General features: G+C 60.9%; 15 protein-coding genes and 1 pseudogene. 8 read left to right on the forward strand and 8 right to left on the reverse strand.

Translation table 11 applies throughout. From position 1 onward, the window contains the following. A complete protein-coding gene (locus SM763_RS19120; protein ID WP_065272743.1) occupies window positions 1-687 on the reverse strand; it encodes a rhomboid family intramembrane serine protease in 687 nt (228 codons plus the stop codon). A 134-nt stretch (window positions 688-821) separates the two neighbouring features. On the opposite strand from SM763_RS19120, the gene trpS reads away from it, so the two are divergent. The 3 genes from trpS (at window position 822) to SM763_RS19135 (ending at window position 3,346) form a co-directional block, all read left to right on the forward strand. Then, entirely contained in the window at window positions 822-1,850 is a 1,029-nt protein-coding gene (gene trpS / locus SM763_RS19125) for a tryptophan--tRNA ligase (protein WP_368999449.1), read from the forward strand. Between the two features lie 55 nt (window positions 1,851-1,905). Next, on the forward strand, window positions 1,906-2,112 hold the full coding sequence (locus SM763_RS19130; RefSeq protein ID WP_065272741.1) for a cold-shock protein: 207 nt from the start codon (window positions 1,906-1,908) through the stop codon (window positions 2,110-2,112). Between the two features lie 238 nt (window positions 2,113-2,350). Further along, on the forward strand, window positions 2,351-3,346 hold the full coding sequence (locus SM763_RS19135) for a hypothetical protein (protein ID WP_368999450.1): 996 nt from the start codon (window positions 2,351-2,353) through the stop codon (window positions 3,344-3,346). Between the two features lie 34 nt (window positions 3,347-3,380). Here the strand turns inward: SM763_RS19135 and SM763_RS19140 are convergent, their stop codons facing one another. From SM763_RS19140 to paaG, 4 genes are read right to left on the reverse strand one after another with little or no spacing between them, the layout of a single operon-like run. Beyond that, a complete protein-coding gene (locus SM763_RS19140; RefSeq protein ID WP_368999451.1) occupies window positions 3,381-3,977 on the reverse strand; it encodes a TetR/AcrR family transcriptional regulator in 597 nt (198 codons plus the stop codon). A gap of 8 nt (window positions 3,978-3,985) precedes the next feature. Then, complete coding sequence (paaK, locus tag SM763_RS19145) at window positions 3,986-5,296, reverse strand: phenylacetate--CoA ligase PaaK (RefSeq protein WP_274834473.1); 1,311 nt, start codon at window positions 5,294-5,296, stop codon at window positions 3,986-3,988. Between the two features lie 14 nt (window positions 5,297-5,310). Then, window positions 5,311-5,736: a hydroxyphenylacetyl-CoA thioesterase PaaI gene (paaI, locus tag SM763_RS19150; protein WP_368999452.1), complete on the reverse strand. Its 426-nt coding sequence runs from the start codon at window positions 5,734-5,736 to the stop codon at window positions 5,311-5,313. 2 nt (window positions 5,737-5,738) lie between these two features. Next, window positions 5,739-6,524 (reverse strand): 2-(1,2-epoxy-1,2-dihydrophenyl)acetyl-CoA isomerase PaaG, encoded by a 786-nt coding sequence (paaG, locus tag SM763_RS19155; protein WP_368999453.1) that lies wholly within the window; start codon window positions 6,522-6,524, stop codon window positions 5,739-5,741. A 208-nt stretch (window positions 6,525-6,732) separates the two neighbouring features. On the opposite strand from paaG, the gene paaZ reads away from it, so the two are divergent. The 3 genes from paaZ (at window position 6,733) to SM763_RS19170 (ending at window position 10,619) form a co-directional block, all read left to right on the forward strand. Further along, the gene (gene paaZ / locus SM763_RS19160) at window positions 6,733-8,763 is read left to right on the forward strand and encodes a phenylacetic acid degradation bifunctional protein PaaZ (protein ID WP_368999454.1); all 2,031 of its coding nucleotides are present in this window, start codon (window positions 6,733-6,735) and stop codon (window positions 8,761-8,763) included. A 71-nt stretch (window positions 8,764-8,834) separates the two neighbouring features. Further along, window positions 8,835-9,638, forward strand: a complete 804-nt coding sequence (locus SM763_RS19165; RefSeq protein WP_368999455.1) for a PaaX family transcriptional regulator C-terminal domain-containing protein — start codon at window positions 8,835-8,837, stop codon at window positions 9,636-9,638. A gap of 18 nt (window positions 9,639-9,656) precedes the next feature. Continuing rightward, complete coding sequence (locus tag SM763_RS19170; RefSeq protein ID WP_368999456.1) at window positions 9,657-10,619, forward strand: alpha/beta fold hydrolase; 963 nt, start codon at window positions 9,657-9,659, stop codon at window positions 10,617-10,619. 28 nt (window positions 10,620-10,647) lie between these two features. Here SM763_RS19170 and SM763_RS19175 read toward each other — a convergent pair whose 3' ends face one another. From SM763_RS19175 to SM763_RS19185, 3 genes are all read right to left on the reverse strand, one after another. After that, window positions 10,648-11,772, reverse strand: coding sequence for an aminotransferase class V-fold PLP-dependent enzyme (locus SM763_RS19175; protein WP_065272734.1), 1,125 nt, complete (start codon window positions 11,770-11,772; stop codon window positions 10,648-10,650). 188 nt (window positions 11,773-11,960) lie between these two features. Further along, window positions 11,961-12,425: an Lrp/AsnC family transcriptional regulator gene (locus SM763_RS19180; protein ID WP_065272733.1), complete on the reverse strand. Its 465-nt coding sequence runs from the start codon at window positions 12,423-12,425 to the stop codon at window positions 11,961-11,963. Continuing rightward, the gene (locus SM763_RS19185) at window positions 12,422-12,877 is read right to left on the reverse strand and encodes an Lrp/AsnC family transcriptional regulator (RefSeq protein WP_065272732.1); all 456 of its coding nucleotides are present in this window, start codon (window positions 12,875-12,877) and stop codon (window positions 12,422-12,424) included. The genes SM763_RS19180 and SM763_RS19185 overlap by 4 nt, the downstream gene beginning before the upstream one ends. A gap of 130 nt (window positions 12,878-13,007) precedes the next feature. Here SM763_RS19185 and ilvC point away from each other — a divergent pair, with 130 nt between their 5' ends. After that, entirely contained in the window at window positions 13,008-14,030 is a 1,023-nt protein-coding gene (gene ilvC, locus SM763_RS19190; protein WP_065273738.1) for a ketol-acid reductoisomerase, read from the forward strand. Between the two features lie 97 nt (window positions 14,031-14,127). Then, window positions 14,128-14,727, forward strand: a pseudogene (locus SM763_RS19195) (DMT family transporter); the annotation flags it as partial. Window positions 14,728-14,829: the final 102 nt, after the last annotated feature.

The following is a 14,829-nucleotide window of genomic DNA, read 5'->3' on the forward strand; positions in this document are numbered from 1 at the left end:
TCAGTCGTGACGGATCTTGTTGCGGAACCGCGCCCAGCCGCCGGGCGCCAGGAAAAACGACAGGAAGAACCCGGTGGCAAAGCCCGTCAGATCCGCGATCCAGTCGGGTTGGCCGCCAAACAGCAGCGCAAACAGCAGCTGGATCCCCATCAGAAAGGCGATCAGCGAAAACGCCCGGCTCTGCTGCGCGCCCACCAGCGACAATTGGCGCCACAGGATATAGGTAAAGGCCCCGATCAACCCGTAAACCGCCGGAAATCCGCCAATCAGGGGCACCGGACTGCCGGAGAAGATCGCATAGCCCAGGGCGCCACCGATGGCAGAAAGGATAAAGATCAGGATCATGGCAATATCGCCGAAGACCTCTCCGACCATCTTGCCCATGGCCAGCACGAAGACGCAGACAAACAGCGCATGGGTGAAACTGCCGTGCACAAAGGCAAAGGAGACAAACCGCAGCAGATGCTGCGCGGGCCATTGTCCGGTCTCCCACATCCACCAGAAGATCTCGGCCGAAAACGCGTAAGACTGGAAAGCCTCCAGCCGCCAGCCCACGGCGGACGGGCCTCCGACGATGCCGCGCGCGCCAAGCGAAAACGCCGCCTCGATCCCCATGATCACCAGCACCAGCGCCACCACCACCGGCGGCAGCGGGTTCACGGGCGATGGGTTTTCACTGCTGCTCATATCTTTCCTGCCCTTCTTGCCTGTCCCGGCCTTTTGACGCGCCCTTGTGCACCCGCCACCTGGACGGGCTGTTGACGACCGTTGCGCCCATGGTTAAGCCACCGCAGGCCCTATTTCCAGACGGGAGTTTCTCGATGACCGAGACCACTTTCACGCCGCGTGTCTTTTCCGGCATCCAGCCCTCGGGCAACCTGCACCTTGGCAACTACCTTGGTGCTCTCAAACGGTTTGTCGACTGGCAGGACAAGGACATGGAGACCATCTATTGCATGGTCGACCTGCACGCGATCACCGTCTGGCAAGATCCCAACGATCTGAAAAAAGCCACCCGCGAGCTGTGTGCCGGGTTCATTGCCGCCGGGCTTGATCCGGAGAAATCCATTCTCATCAACCAGAGCCAGGTGCCTGAACATGCGCAACTGGCCTGGGTTTTCAACTGTGTCGCCCGCATGGGCTGGATGCAGCGGATGACCCAGTGGAAAGACAAGGCGGGCAAGAACCAGCAGAACGCCTCGCTGGGTCTTCTGGCCTATCCGTCGCTGATGGCGGCGGACATCCTGATCTACCACGCCACACATGTGCCGGTGGGCGAGGACCAGAAACAGCACCTTGAACTCACGCGCGACATCGCGGCCAAGTTCAACCACGACTATGGCGTTGATTACTTCCCGATGACCGAGCCGGTGATCGAGGGTGCCGCCACGCGGGTGATGAGCCTGCGTGACGGCTCCAAGAAGATGTCGAAATCGGATCCTTCAGATGCAAGCCGCATCAACCTGACCGACGATGCCGACACAATCGCCAAGAAGATCCGCAAGGCCAAGACCGACCCGGAGGCCCTGCCGTCGGAAGCCAAGGGCTTGGAAGAGCGCCCCGAAGCGCGCAATCTGGTGAACATCTACGCGGCCCTGGCCGAGCAGACCGTGGACCAAGTGCTGGCCGATGTTGGCGGGCGGCAGTTCTCGGAGTTCAAGCCGATGCTGGCAGATCTGGCCGTGTCCAAGATGGCGCCGATCTCGACCGAAATGGCCCGGCTTATGGGTGAGCAGGACGAAATCGACCGCATCCTGTCGCGCGGCTCTGAACGTGCCCGCGAAATCACAGCCCCGATCCTGCGCAAGACCTATGACATTATTGGCATGGTCGGACCGGTCAGCCTGTGATAGGCGTTTGAATACCTTCGCACGTTGCGGAGGAAGTCTATACTGGAGATATCGGATGGCCAATGGCACCGTAAAATGGTTCAACGCAACTAAAGGCTACGGCTTTATCGAGCCCGAAGCTGGCGGAAAAGATGTGTTCGTGCACATCTCGGCGGTTGAACGCTCGGGCCTCAACGGTTTGAACGACAACCAAAAAGTTTCCTATGAACTGGAAACCGGCCGTGACGGCAAGCAGTCCGCAGGTTCGCTGGAACTGCTCTGAGGTTGTTGGCAGAGTAAGCCTCTGCGCAAACCACATTAAAAATGATGACGGTGCTTTTGCTTCCCGAATCACCAAAGGCCGCCCTTTCGGGCGGCTTTTTCGCTGTCTCGCGTAATGTTATGACCGCTGGAGACACTTGCAGTACCCTACAGATCAGAAGGGTTCCGAAAAATACTAGGTGGATCTTCACAAGAAAAGCTCCTGATGCAAAATGGCGGAAAGATCAAAAAGTATCAGAGTGACCAAATTGTTTAATCAACGACCGCGAGCCATCATCGCGCTCATGGTGCTCCTGTTGGTTGCGCTTATGGCCACAAGATGCGTTCCGGAAAGGGAAGTCGACCTCGCCACCAAGATAACCCCCATCAATTGGCTGTCGGAAGATGAGCTTCTTGTACGGCAGGGTAATGCGTACTTCATACGCACTTCGGATGGTCAGCTGACCCCGTCAGAGTTTCAGCCCGCCTATCCGCCCAAGTACTGGGTTCCGGACATCACCATTAGCCCGACCGTTCCTGGCGCGATCTGGTCGGAAAAGGTCTATTCGGGCGATACTCATCTTCGTTCCGACAAATACATGATGATCGAAGGCGAGAAACACCGGATTACACAGGTGGATTTCCTCAGCCGACAGCGCGGCATGAACCAGGGATTTCCCCGCATGCCCTACATCAATTTCTACTATTTCAGACACCTTGGGAAGATCGGGCTCCTGACGTTCAATGACGGTGCTGTTCAGAAAATCGAGCTGCCCGTGAAAGATCCCGGAAACAAGTCACTTCCCCTGGTCATCAAGGACAGCTCCGCCAAGATGTTCTTTGCCTTTCAAACGCACTGCAAATCCAAGGAGCCAAAGGGAACCTGCCTGCGAACAGCCTGGTGGCTTTCGGAAGACCTGGAGGTTCTTTCCAGTTTCCTGCTGCCGACTGACGATCCACTCTATGTGAGGGAAAAATCTGCCTGTTTCTCTTGCGGTTGCAGTTGTTACACGCAAGAGGATGCATATGCGGTCAACGGCCAAGCCTATTTCCAAATCTCTGGCTGGCCTATAGCCCCCTCAACAAGGGGTCTTTATCGCGTCGTGGAGGACAAGCAGGGCCAAAGCGACTGGATTCACGAAGTCCAGGGGCGCATAGAACCTCCCCTGGCGTTTTCCCCATCCGGCTGCAAAGTCGCTTATTTTGAGGTTTCTCGCCTTGGTGACGAACTCAAAGTGCATGATTTATGCCCTTGATCGAGCATGAATAACGGCGTGGAGGCAGCGACTTTCAAAGCCCCTTCACGCCGTTCAGCGTCAGCGTTGCCACCATATCGGCATAGTCTTCGCGGGCCTCGGACCCGGCGCCGGAATTCCACATGTAATACCAGTTCAACATGCCAAAGACCGACATGGTCGCCGCGCGCAGCTTGGCCGGGTTCCCGGCAAAGACATCCGGCGCGACGGCGCTGATCGCGTCGCTCATGAAGGTCACCAGCTCGCGCTGATAGCCACGCAGCAATGTCTGCTGTTCTTCGGGGAGGGCCGACATGGCGCTGATCTGCACCTGATGCTCGTCATCGGCCCCCTGATAGGCCAGCAGGATTTCCGCCACGATGCGGTGCAGGCGGGCCTCTGCCTCAAGGCCCGACAGGTCCAGCTCGCAGACCCGGTCCCGCAGATCGCTCAGATAGGTTTCAAGGAGGCCGAAGAGAACGGCATCCTTGCTGTCATAGTAGTGATAGATATTGGCCTTGGAGATCCCGCACTCCCGCGCCAGCTGGGTCATCGACGCGCGGTCATAACCGGCGTCAGCGAAGACCTTGGCCGCAGATTTGAGGATCTGCGCCCGTTTCAGGTCATGGTCTTTTGCGATCGTGCGGGCCACTGCTCTGGTTATCCCTTGTCGCGGTTGTCGACGACGCGCTTGGCCTTGCCCTGGCTGCGCTCCACCTCGCCCGGCTCGCCAACGATGATCTCGGTCGAGACCCCGACCATATCCTTGATCCGTTTGGTCAGCATCCGCGCTGCAGCGGTTTTCGACATTTCGTCGGTGGCATCCGGGTTGGCTTCGACAAAGACGCGCATCGCATCCATGCGGCCGGATTTATAAAGCTCGATCTGGTAATGCGGCGCCAGACCACCGGTGGCCATCAGTTGCTCTTCGATCTGGCTGGGGAAAACGTTGACCCCACGCAGGATGATCATGTCGTCGCTGCGGCCAGTGATTTTCTCCATCCGCCGCATGGTGCGGGCGGTGCCCGGCAGCAGGCGGGTCAGATCGCGGGTGCGATAGCGCACCATCGGCAGGCCTTCCTTGGTGAGCGTGGTAAAGACCAGCTCGCCCATTTCGCCATCGGGCAGCACTTCACCAGTCACCGGATCGATGATTTCGGGCAGGAAGTGATCCTCCCAGATGACCGGGCCGTCCTTGGTTTCCACGCATTCGCTGGCAACACCCGGACCCATGATCTCCGAAAGGCCGTAGATATCCACCGCGTGCATGTCAAAGGCGTCTTCGACCTCCTTGCGCATGGCATCGGTCCAGGGCTCGGCGCCGAAGACACCCACCTGCAGCGAGCTGTCGCGCGGATCCAGTCCCACCTTGTGGAACTGCTCAAGGATGTTGAGCATGTAGGATGGCGTCACCATGATCCCGTCAGGTTTGAAGTCGGTGATCAGGCCGACCTGTTTCTCGGTCTGGCCGCCGGACATCGGCACCACGGTGGCGCCCAGGCGTTCGATCCCGTAATGGGCGCCAAGACCACCGGTGAAGAGCCCATAACCATAGGCGTTATGCACCATGTTGCCCTTGCGCAGACCGGCGGCGCGCAAGCTCCGCGCGACCAGGTCCGCCCAGTTGTCGATGTCCCCCTTGGTATAGCCCACGACGGTCGGCTTGCCCGTGGTGCCCGAGGACGCGTGCAGGCGGATGATTTCCTCGCGCGGCACGGCAAAGAGACCGAACGGGTAGTTGTCGCGCAGGTCGTTCTTGTAGGTGAAGGGGAACTTCGAAAGATCCGAAAGCTGCTGCAGATCGTCGGGATGCACGCCCGCCTCATCGAACCGCTGCTTGTACATCGGCACGTTGTCATAGGCATGGCGCAGCGACCATTTCAGGCGCTCCAGCTGCAGGCTGCGGATTTCGTCAATGGAGGCGATTTCGATCGGGTCGAGCTCGGCCTTGTTGGGGGTCAGGTCTTTCATGGCGTCCTCCTCGCCTATTCTTCGAAAAGATGGCCTTTGATCGCACGGGACAGGCCCCGGAACTCTGCGATCACCAGATCATCCTGATTTTTGACGGTCACGTCGTAGATGCCGCTGCGCCCGGTCAAGGAGACCTCGCGCGCATCGGCGGTCAGCCGGTCGCCAAGGCGTCCCGGCGCGGTATAGGTAATGCTGTTGCTTTGCGCCACGGTGGCCTGATTGCGGCTGTTGCAGGCAAAGGCAAAGGCGCTGTCGGCCAGCATAAAGGTCACGCCGCCATGGCAGATACCGTGGCCGTTGCAATGGTGCGCTTCGACCGTCAGCTGCAGTACCGCGCGCCCGGCGTCGACCTCGGCGATCTCCATTCCGGCCCATTTCGACGCATTGTCGCTGGACCACATGGCGGCGCTGGATTTTTCCGCGCGTTTTTTCGGGGTCATGGTCATTTGCCTTTGAACTCCGGGCTGCGCTTTTCCAGGAAAGAGGCAACGCCCTCGGCGTAATCCGCGCTTTCACCACAGGCCTTCATCGCGTCCGCTTCCATCTCCAGATGGTCGGTCAGCGTGTCGACGGCGGCAGCTTGAATACATTGCTTGGTCAGCCCCAGACCCAGCGTCGGACCATTTCCGAATTTCTCGGCCATGGCGCGGGCCTCGGTCATCAACTCATCATCGGGCAACGCCTTCCAGATCAGCCCCCAGTCCTCGGCCTTTTTGGCGGGCAGCGGCTCGGCGGTAAAGGCCAGCCCCTTGGCGCGCGCTTCCCCCAGAAGACGCGGCAAATGCCAGCTGCCGCCAGTGTCGGGGATCAGACCGACTTTGGAGAAGGATTGGATGAACTTGGCGCTTTCGGCCGCCAGAACCACGTCACAGGCGAGTGCGATATTGGCCCCTGCCCCGGCAGCGACGCCATTCACGGCGCAAATCACCGGGAAATTCAGTGAGCGGATCAACCGCACCAGCGGCGCATAGAAGGTCCGCACGGTATTCCCAAGATCCGGCGGGCCGTCCATCTTGCGCGGATCGCGGTCGCCCAGATCCTGCCCGGCGCAAAAGCCCCGGCCAGCACCGGTCAGCAGAACCGCTCGGGCGCCACCATCGCGGGCAGCCTCCAGCGCGGCGCGCAAGGCATTGTGCATCTCATCGTTGAAGCTGTTCAGCCGGTCCGGGCGATTCAGGGTGATTTCCACCCACTGCCCGTGATCCGCGACCAGAATCGAATCTGTCATTCCCCTCACCCCCACTATCACTTGATCCGCCAGAAGGCTGTTTTCTTTCCGAAATCACCAGCTCGGGCGGCGTCTGGACAATTTTCTTGCATAAACCGACCGGACGGTCAATATATATCGCAAATCAATCCTGCCCGCCATGCGGCATCTGATCCTGCCCCGTATCCGGGGCGAACAATGCTGGCGCGGGCAACCTAGGGAGACAGCAATGAGCCTTCTTGAGATTTCCAGCTACGCCGCCGGAGACTGGGTGAAACCCGGCGCAGGCGCCCGCAATATCGCCAGTGCGGTGACCGGCGCCACGATCGCCAGCGCCGGCAATGATGACCTTGATGTGCAGGCAATGCTGGATCATGCCCGCAAGGTGGGTGGCCCTGCCTTGCGCAAACTGACCTTCCACGACCGCGCACGCATGCTGAAGGCGCTGGCCACCGAACTCGGCAAGAACAAGGACGCGCTCTACGATCTGTCCTTCCACACTGGCGCCACGCAATCGGATCACATGATCGATATCGACGGCGGCATCGGCACCATGTTCGTCTTTGCCTCCAAGGGGCGCCGCGAAATGCCCGATGGCCATGTCTATCTGGACGGCGATGTCGAACAGCTTTCCCGCACAGGCAGCTTCCTCGGCCAGCACATCTGCACCCCACTGCAAGGGGTTGCGGTGCATATCAACGCCTTCAACTTCCCGGTCTGGGGCATGCTGGAGAAGCTGGCGCCCACCCTGCTGGCGGGTGTTCCTGCCATCGTGAAACCAGCGACCGCGACCTGCTATGTCACTGAACTGGCAGTAAAGATCATGCTCGATAGCGGCATCCTGCCCGCGGGCGCGCTGCAGCTTGTCTCGGGCGGTATCGGCGACATGCTGGACCGTCTGGATTGCCAGGACGTGGTCAGCTTCACCGGCTCTGCCAACACCGCGCTGAAACTGCGCAACACCCCGGCGATTATTGAGAACTCAGTGCGGTTCGTGGCCGAACAGGACAGCCTCAACGCCTCGATCCTGGGGCCTGACGCAGCGCCTGGCACGCCGGAATTTGACCTGTTCATCAAGGAAGTCAGCCGCGAGATGACCGCCAAGGCAGGTCAGAAATGTACCGCCGTGCGCCGCATCATCGCCCCCGAAGCGCAGGTTCAGGCGGTGATCGAGGCCCTGTCCGCACGCCTCGCGAAAGTGGTGATCGGCGATCCGCGCCTGGAAACCACCCGCATGGGCGCGCTGGTGTCTGGCAGTCAGAAGCGCGACGTGTTGGAAAAAGCGGCCCTGATCGGCACCGAAGCCAAACGCGTTTTTGGCGACCCCGAAAATTTTGCCGTCGAAGGCGCCGACGCCGAACAGGGCGCCTTTGTGCCGCCGATGCTGTTCCACTGCGAAGACCCCGACACGGCTGTGCATGTGCATGACACCGAAGCCTTCGGCCCGGTCTCGACCGTGATGGGCTATCGTGATCTGGACCACGCCATCGCGCTGGCCAATCGCGGCCAGGGCTCGCTTGTTGCCTCGGTCATCACCCATGATCCGGCAGTCGCGCGCGCTGTCGCGCTTGGCTCCGGCGCCTTCCACGGGCGCCTCTATTTCAACAACCGCGACTCGATGAAGGAATCCACCGGCCACGGCTCTCCGTTGCCCCATATGGTGCACGGCGGTCCGGGTCGCGCCGGCGGCGGCGAGGAGCTGGGCGGCGTGCGCGGCGTCAAACATTACATGCAGCGCACCGCCATCCAGGGCAGCCCCGATATCCTCTCCGCCATCGGTGACAAATGGGTACCGGGCGGCACGGAAATCGCGGCTCCGGCGCATCCCTTCACCCGGAAGTATGGTGAATTGTCAATTGGAGAGACCCTCCACACAGCTCCACGCACCGTCACGCTTGATGATATCGAACATTTCGCTCATTTCACCGGCGATACCTTCTATGCCCATATGGATGACGCCGCAGCGAAGCGGAATCCCTTCTTCCCGGGCCGCGTCGCGCATGGCTATCTGCTCCTGTCCTTTGCCGCGGGTCTCTTTGTGCAGCCAGACGAAGGCCCGGTGCTGGCCAACACCGGCCTTGATGGTCTGCGCTTCATGAAACCGGTGTCAGCCGGCGACAGCATCAAGGTGCGCCTGACCGTCAAGAAGAAGACGCCCCGCAACGAAGAATACGGCGAGGTACGCTGGCACGTGACCCTGACCAATCAGGACGACGAACTGGTCGCGGAATACGAACTGCTGACCATGAACGCCTTCTGATAGCAGGCGGCAATCAAAGAGAAATTTTGCCCGGGCTAGCGCAAGCGGCCCGGGCATTCTATTCTGTGAGAATGAGCACAGAACAAAACCAGTGGTTTGAAGCCAGCGTCGCGCAGCTGAACGATCCGCAGAACCTGCGGGTCTGGTCGATCATCGTCTCCCTTTTTGGTGATCTTGCGCAGAAGGAGGGCGCCCAGATCAGCGGCAGCGCCCTGACGCGGATTATCACGCCCATGGGCATCAAACCCGAAGCCATCCGCGTGGCGCTGCACCGCCTGCGCAAGGACGGCTGGGTCGAAAGCTCTCGTTCCGGGCGCGCTTCTGTGCACTTCCTGACGAAATTCGGCCGCAGCCAATCCGCTGCGGTGACCCCGCGCATCTACGAGCGCCACCCGCCGGCACCCACCGACTGGCACCTGCTGATCAGTGAGGAAGGCGCAGGACAGGCCACGCTGGATGACGTTCTTCTGCTGCCGCAATATGTGGCGGTTAACCGGCACACCGCCCTTGGCCATGGCAAGATACCGGGGAACCTTGATGACCTGCTGGCCATCGAGTTTTCAAAGATCTCGGTGCCCATCTGGCTGAAAGACCGTCTCTTCCCCGAGGACCTGCAAGAGGCCTGCGATAGGCTCAACACGGCCCTGCAGGGGATCAAGACCCCGCCGACGGATCTGGGTCCGGCCCAGATCGCCACGCTGCGCACCCTGATCGTGCACCGCTGGCGCCGGATCGTGCTGCGCCACCCCGGCCTGCCGCCGATATTCCACCCCGCATCCTGGAGCGGCGAAGCCTGCCGGGACCGGGTGTTTCAATTGCTGGACGCCCTCCCCTCGCCGGATCTTTCAGAGCTGGGCGCGCCGCAGGAACGCTAACCCCACCCGGAGTTTTCAATGTCGGTTTTCAGTACGCTTTCGATTGCAGCCCTCGCGGCGCCCGCAGCGTTGTTCGGCGCGGCGCATATCAGCACACGCAAGCAGGCCCGCGAGGCAGAGCGACTGGTGCCTCCGGCCGGACAGTTCCACCAGACCGCCCATGGTCGGCTGCATTACGTGGAAATGGGACCGCAGAAAGCGCAGACACTGGTGCTGATCCACGGCCTGTCGGGGCAATTGCAACATTTTACTTATGCGCTGGCCGGACGTCTGGCGCAGGATTTTCATATCATTGCATTGGACCGGCCCGGTTGCGGATACTCCACCCGCAACAGCGACACACTTGCCCGCCTGCCCGCGCAAGCCGCGATGATCCAGGAGCTTCTGGATGCCAAAGGGGTGAAAAACCCGGTTCTGGTGGGGCACTCGCTAGGCGGCGCGGTATCGCTGGCAATGGCACTGGCCGCGGCGGACAGGATCCGGGGGCTGGCGCTGCTGGCGCCCCTGACCCATCCTTCGGCGGGCGGGGCAGATGCCTTCAAGGGGCTGATCGTACATTCCCCCATGGTCCGGCGCCTGATGGCCCATACGGTTGCCATCCCCGCTGCCAAACGCACCGCCGAGGCGGTTCTGACGCAGATCTTCGCTCCTGAAACCTGCCCTCCGGACTTCCTCGACCGGGCCGGGGGCATTCTGGGCCTGCGCCCGCAAAGCTTTATCGCGGCTTCGGCCGATGCCACGCTGCTCTATCCGGCTATCGCAGAGCAAGCCGACCGGTACCTGCGCGAGCTGCGCACGCCCGGCGCGGTGCTGTTCGGAGCGGATGACGCGATACTGAATGCCGAAGAACAGGGCCGCGCGATGGAGGCCTTTGGCCTCAAATGCCGGATCGAACCGGGCTTTGGCCATATGCTGCCCATCACCCAGCCCGCGCTTTGCGAGGACTTCATCCGGGCGACGGTGGCCAGCCTGCCGACATGATCCCCGGCAGGCTGGTGTTGCTATCTGGTCAGAGCACCTGATCCAGAACCGATGTCAGGCGCTTCAGCGTGCCTTCCACATCATACAGCTTATCAAGACCGAACAGACCCAGACGGAAGGTGCGGAAATCATCGGGCTCGTCGCATTGCAGCGGAACGCCAGCGGCGATCTGCATGCCCAGCGCCAGGAATTTCTTGCCGTTCTGAATCTCGGGATCACTGGTGTAGCTGACCACGACGCCCGGCGCACCGAACCCTTCGGCGGCGACCGAGACCACGCCCTTGTCCTTCAGATAGGCGCGCACGCCGTTACCCAGCTGCCATTGCGCGTCCCGCAGCCGGTCAAAGCCGTACTCGCGGGTTTCCAGCATGGTATCGCGGAAGGCGCGCAGCGCATCGGTCGGCATGGTGGCATGATAGGCATGACCGCCGTCCTCATAGGCCTTCATGATGGCGCGCCACTGCTTCAGGTTGATGGCGAAACTGTCCGATGTGGTCTCTTCCAGACGTTTCAGCGCCGCCTCGGAGAACATCACAAGCCCCGCCGAGGGAGACGCGCTCCAGCCCTTTTGCGGGGCCGAGATCAGCACATCAACGCCAGTGGCCTTCATATCGACCCAGGCACAGCCCGACGCGATGCAATCCAGCACCATCAGCGCGCCGACCTCATGCGCGGCAGCGGCCATGGCTGTCACATAATCATCCGGCAGGATCACCCCGGCCGATGTTTCCACATGCGGCGCAAAGACGATATCGGGCTTTTGTTCGCGGATCGCCTGCACCACTTCTTCGATGGGCGCGGGGGTGAAGGGCGACGGGGTGCTGTTGCCGGTCTGGCGCGCCTTCATCACCGTGCTTGAGGCGGTGAAGCCGCCGCTTTCAAAGATCTGGCTCCAGCGGTAGGAGAACCAGCCGTTGCGCACCACCAGAGCATTGGCGCCGCGGGCAAACTGGCGGGCGACAGCCTCCATCGCGAAGGTACCGCCACCGGGCACCAGGGCCACAGCCTCGGCGCTGTACACCTCTTTCAGCATGTCGCTGATATCCAGCATCACCTGCTGGAAGGCCTTCGACATATGGTTGAGCGAGCGGTCGGTGAAGACCACCGAAAATTCATCCAGCCCCTTCGGGTCCACGGTATCAAGCAATGCCATCGGTGATCCTCCTTCTTTTGCTGTCTATCGCTAGCGCTGTCGCCCTGCTTTGGCAAAGTCTACTTTGGCATACCGGGGCGCGATACTGGCCTTGGTATGTGCAGAACAGATGGAAAAGCATAGACCAAAGCGTTACCCTGCAGCACGGAAATCGGAGATCGGGTTTCCGATCATCGACAAAGCGCTGCCTATCCCAGCGGCCCCGGCCTACGCTCTTCGGAGAGCAGCACATTGGCATCCACGTTGCCGACCCCCGGCAAGGTCATGATCCGGCGCCGCAGCACCCGTTCGAAATCGGCAATGTCCCGGGCGGTGACGCGCAGGCGGTAGTCATACATGCCAAGGATATGCTCCACCGTTTCCACCTCAGGGATGGCAGAGACCGCGCGTTCGAAGTCCTCAAGGCTGACACGCCCCTTGGTCGCCAGCTTGATGCCCAGAAACACCGTCACGCCGAACCCCAGTTTCTTGCGATCCAGATCCAGACGGCGGCCCAAAAGGATTCCCGCCTGCTGCAAGCGGCGGATGCGGCGCCATGTGGCGGGCTGGCTGAGGCCAAGTTCCCGCCCCAGCGCCCCGGCAGTGCGCGTGGCATCCCGCGACAGCGCCCGCAAAATAGCAAAATCGATATCGTCGAGATCGCTGCGGCTCATAGTGGCAGGCTTTCGTTCGATTTGATCCGGGCCACATGCATCAACGCCTCGATATCGGTGATATGCGGCAGGGTCAGGATCTGGGCCCGGTAGATCTCCTGATAATGCGGCATGTCGCGGGCAATCACCGAAAGGCGCACATCGACCTGCCCCAGAAAGGTCTGGATCTCCAGCACCTCGGGGATCAGCCGCGCGGCCTCCAGGAATTCGTCAAAGGCCCGCGGGTTGGTCTTGTCCAGTGTCACCCGCAAGGAAACCTCCACCGCATAACCCAGCGCGCGCCAGTCGATCACCGCGTGCTGGCCCAGAATGACGCCTGTCTCGCGCAGCTTTTCCAGCCGCCGCGACAGGCGCGATGGCGTGAGGCCCAGCCGTTCAGCAAGATCCGGAATCGATTGCTCCGGTTCGCTTTGCATGTGGCGCAGAATGCGCCGATCCAGATCATCAAGCATGATTTAGTCAATATAGATCAAATTAACGAATGACTATTGCAAAATGAGCGCGATTTATGCGCGCAGACCCATCGCAATCGCCCCCTCACTGTCTATGATCACCCTCAAACGTCAACCGGAGGATTTTGACATGCGCGTTTACTATGACCGCGATTGCGATGTGAACCTGATCAAGGACAAGAAAGTGGCCATCCTGGGCTACGGTTCGCAAGGCCACGCCCACGCCCTGAACCTGCGCGACAGCGGCGCGAAGAACCTTGTCGTCGCCCTGCGCGAAGGCTCTGCCTCGGCCAAGAAAGCCGAAGCCGAAGGCCTGCAGGTCATGGGCATCGCCGAAGCGGCAGCCTGGTGTGACGTGATCATGTTCACCATGCCCGATGAACTTCAGGCAGAGACCTACAAGAAATACGTCCACGACAACATCAAGCCCGGCGCAGCCATCGCATTCGCCCACGGCCTGAACGTGCACTTCGGCCTGATCGAGCCGAAAGAAGGCGTCGACGTCATCATGATGGCGCCCAAAGGCCCCGGCCACACCGTGCGCGGCGAATACACCAAAGGCGGCGGCGTGCCCTGCCTGGTGGCCGTGGACAATGACGCCACCGGCAAGGCGCTGGAAATCGGCCTGTCCTACTGCTCTGCCATCGGTGGCGGCCGCTCGGGCATCATCGAAACCAACTTCCGCGAAGAATGCGAAACCGACCTCTTTGGTGAGCAGGCCGTTCTCTGCGGTGGTCTCGTTGAACTGATCCGCATGGGCTTTGAAACCCTGGTCGAAGCCGGTTACGCGCCGGAAATGGCCTATTTCGAGTGCCTGCACGAAGTGAAGCTGATCGTGGACCTGATCTACGAAGGCGGCATCGCGAACATGAACTACTCGATCTCGAACACCGCCGAATACGGCGAGTATGTCTCGGGTCCGCGCATCCTGCCCTACGACGAAACCAAAGCCCGGATGAAAGCGGTTCTGACCGACATCCAGACCGGCAAATTCGTGCGTGACTTCATGCAGGAAAACGCCGTTGGCCAGCCGTTCTTCAAAGGCACCCGCCGCCTGAACGACGAACACCAGATCGAGCAGGTCGGTGAGAAACTGCGCGACATGATGCCCTGGATCTCGGCCGGCAAGATGGTCGACAAAGAAAAGAACTAAGGCGCCTTTTCGGCTTGGCGGGCCTGTCCCGCCGCCTTATTCCTCTGCAGGGCGCTTCGGGCAACCGGAGCGCCTCTTTTGTTTTCGGAGTATTCCCATGCACGACGGCCCCGGCACCCTCAACTGGATCAAGCTTCTGTTTCTCGGCATGATCTGGGGCGCCTCCTTCATGGCGGTTTCGGTCGCTTTGGATGGTCTTGGGCCGGTCACGATCGCAGCCGCGCGGATCACGGTTGGCGCCCTGTGCCTGCTCGGCATCATCCGCGCCATGGGGATCTCACTGCCGCCAATAGCCAACCGCGCCGGGCGGCTGATCTGGGCCTGCGCCTTTGGTATGGGCTTCTTCAGCAACGCACTGCCCTTTACCCTGCTCAGCTGGGGGCAGACCCATGTGGCCAGCGGTTTTGCCGGGGTCTGCATGGCAGTGGTGCCGCTCTTCGTGCTGCCGCTGTCGCATTTTCTGGTACCGGGCGAGCATATGACCCTGCGGCGCAGCATCGGGTTTCTGACCGGTTTTGCAGGCGTCGTTGTGCTGATCGGGCTTGAGGCCTTCAGCAGCGCGGGCACGGATTTTGAATCGCTTGCGCGCCTTGCCTGTCTTGGCGCTGCGCTCTGTTATGCGGTCGGCTCCATCATCACCCGGCTCTGCCCCTCTGTGAACATGCTGTCGCTCTCGGCTGCTGCGCGACAAACTGGATGAGATTCCGCGTCAATCAGGATGAGACGTTGCGGCGGGCGTGTGTCGGAAGGAGGGCGTAGCCCGACCGGAGGCACACGCCCGCCGCTTCGCTCGTTTTTG

The organism is Pseudophaeobacter sp. C1-32P7, from assembly GCF_041008775.1.
In the GTDB taxonomy this organism is placed as follows: domain Bacteria; phylum Pseudomonadota; class Alphaproteobacteria; order Rhodobacterales; family Rhodobacteraceae; genus Phycobacter; species Phycobacter gallaeciensis_A.

Coding starts and splice junctions, on each gene's coding strand:
- trpS (WP_368999449.1), top strand. CDS start 822: ATGACCGAGACCACTTTCACGCCGCGTGTCTTTTCCGGCATCCAGCCC.
- SM763_RS19170 (WP_368999456.1), top strand. CDS start 9,657: ATGTCGGTTTTCAGTACGCTTTCGATTGCAGCCCTCGCGGCGCCCGCA.
- SM763_RS19180 (WP_065272733.1), bottom strand. CDS start 12,425: ATGAGCCGCAGCGATCTCGACGATATCGATTTTGCTATTTTGCGGGCG.
- SM763_RS19130 (WP_065272741.1), top strand. CDS start 1,906: ATGGCCAATGGCACCGTAAAATGGTTCAACGCAACTAAAGGCTACGGC.
- SM763_RS19185 (WP_065272732.1), bottom strand. CDS start 12,877: ATGCTTGATGATCTGGATCGGCGCATTCTGCGCCACATGCAAAGCGAA.
- SM763_RS19165 (WP_368999455.1), top strand. CDS start 8,835: ATGAGCACAGAACAAAACCAGTGGTTTGAAGCCAGCGTCGCGCAGCTG.
- paaZ (WP_368999454.1), top strand. CDS start 6,733: ATGAGCCTTCTTGAGATTTCCAGCTACGCCGCCGGAGACTGGGTGAAA.
- paaK (WP_274834473.1), bottom strand. CDS start 5,296: ATGAAAGACCTGACCCCCAACAAGGCCGAGCTCGACCCGATCGAAATC.
- SM763_RS19120 (WP_065272743.1), bottom strand. CDS start 687: ATGAGCAGCAGTGAAAACCCATCGCCCGTGAACCCGCTGCCGCCGGTG.
- paaI (WP_368999452.1), bottom strand. CDS start 5,736: ATGACCCCGAAAAAACGCGCGGAAAAATCCAGCGCCGCCATGTGGTCC.
- paaG (WP_368999453.1), bottom strand. CDS start 6,524: ATGACAGATTCGATTCTGGTCGCGGATCACGGGCAGTGGGTGGAAATC.
- SM763_RS19175 (WP_065272734.1), bottom strand. CDS start 11,772: ATGGCATTGCTTGATACCGTGGACCCGAAGGGGCTGGATGAATTTTCG.
- ilvC (WP_065273738.1), top strand. CDS start 13,008: ATGCGCGTTTACTATGACCGCGATTGCGATGTGAACCTGATCAAGGAC.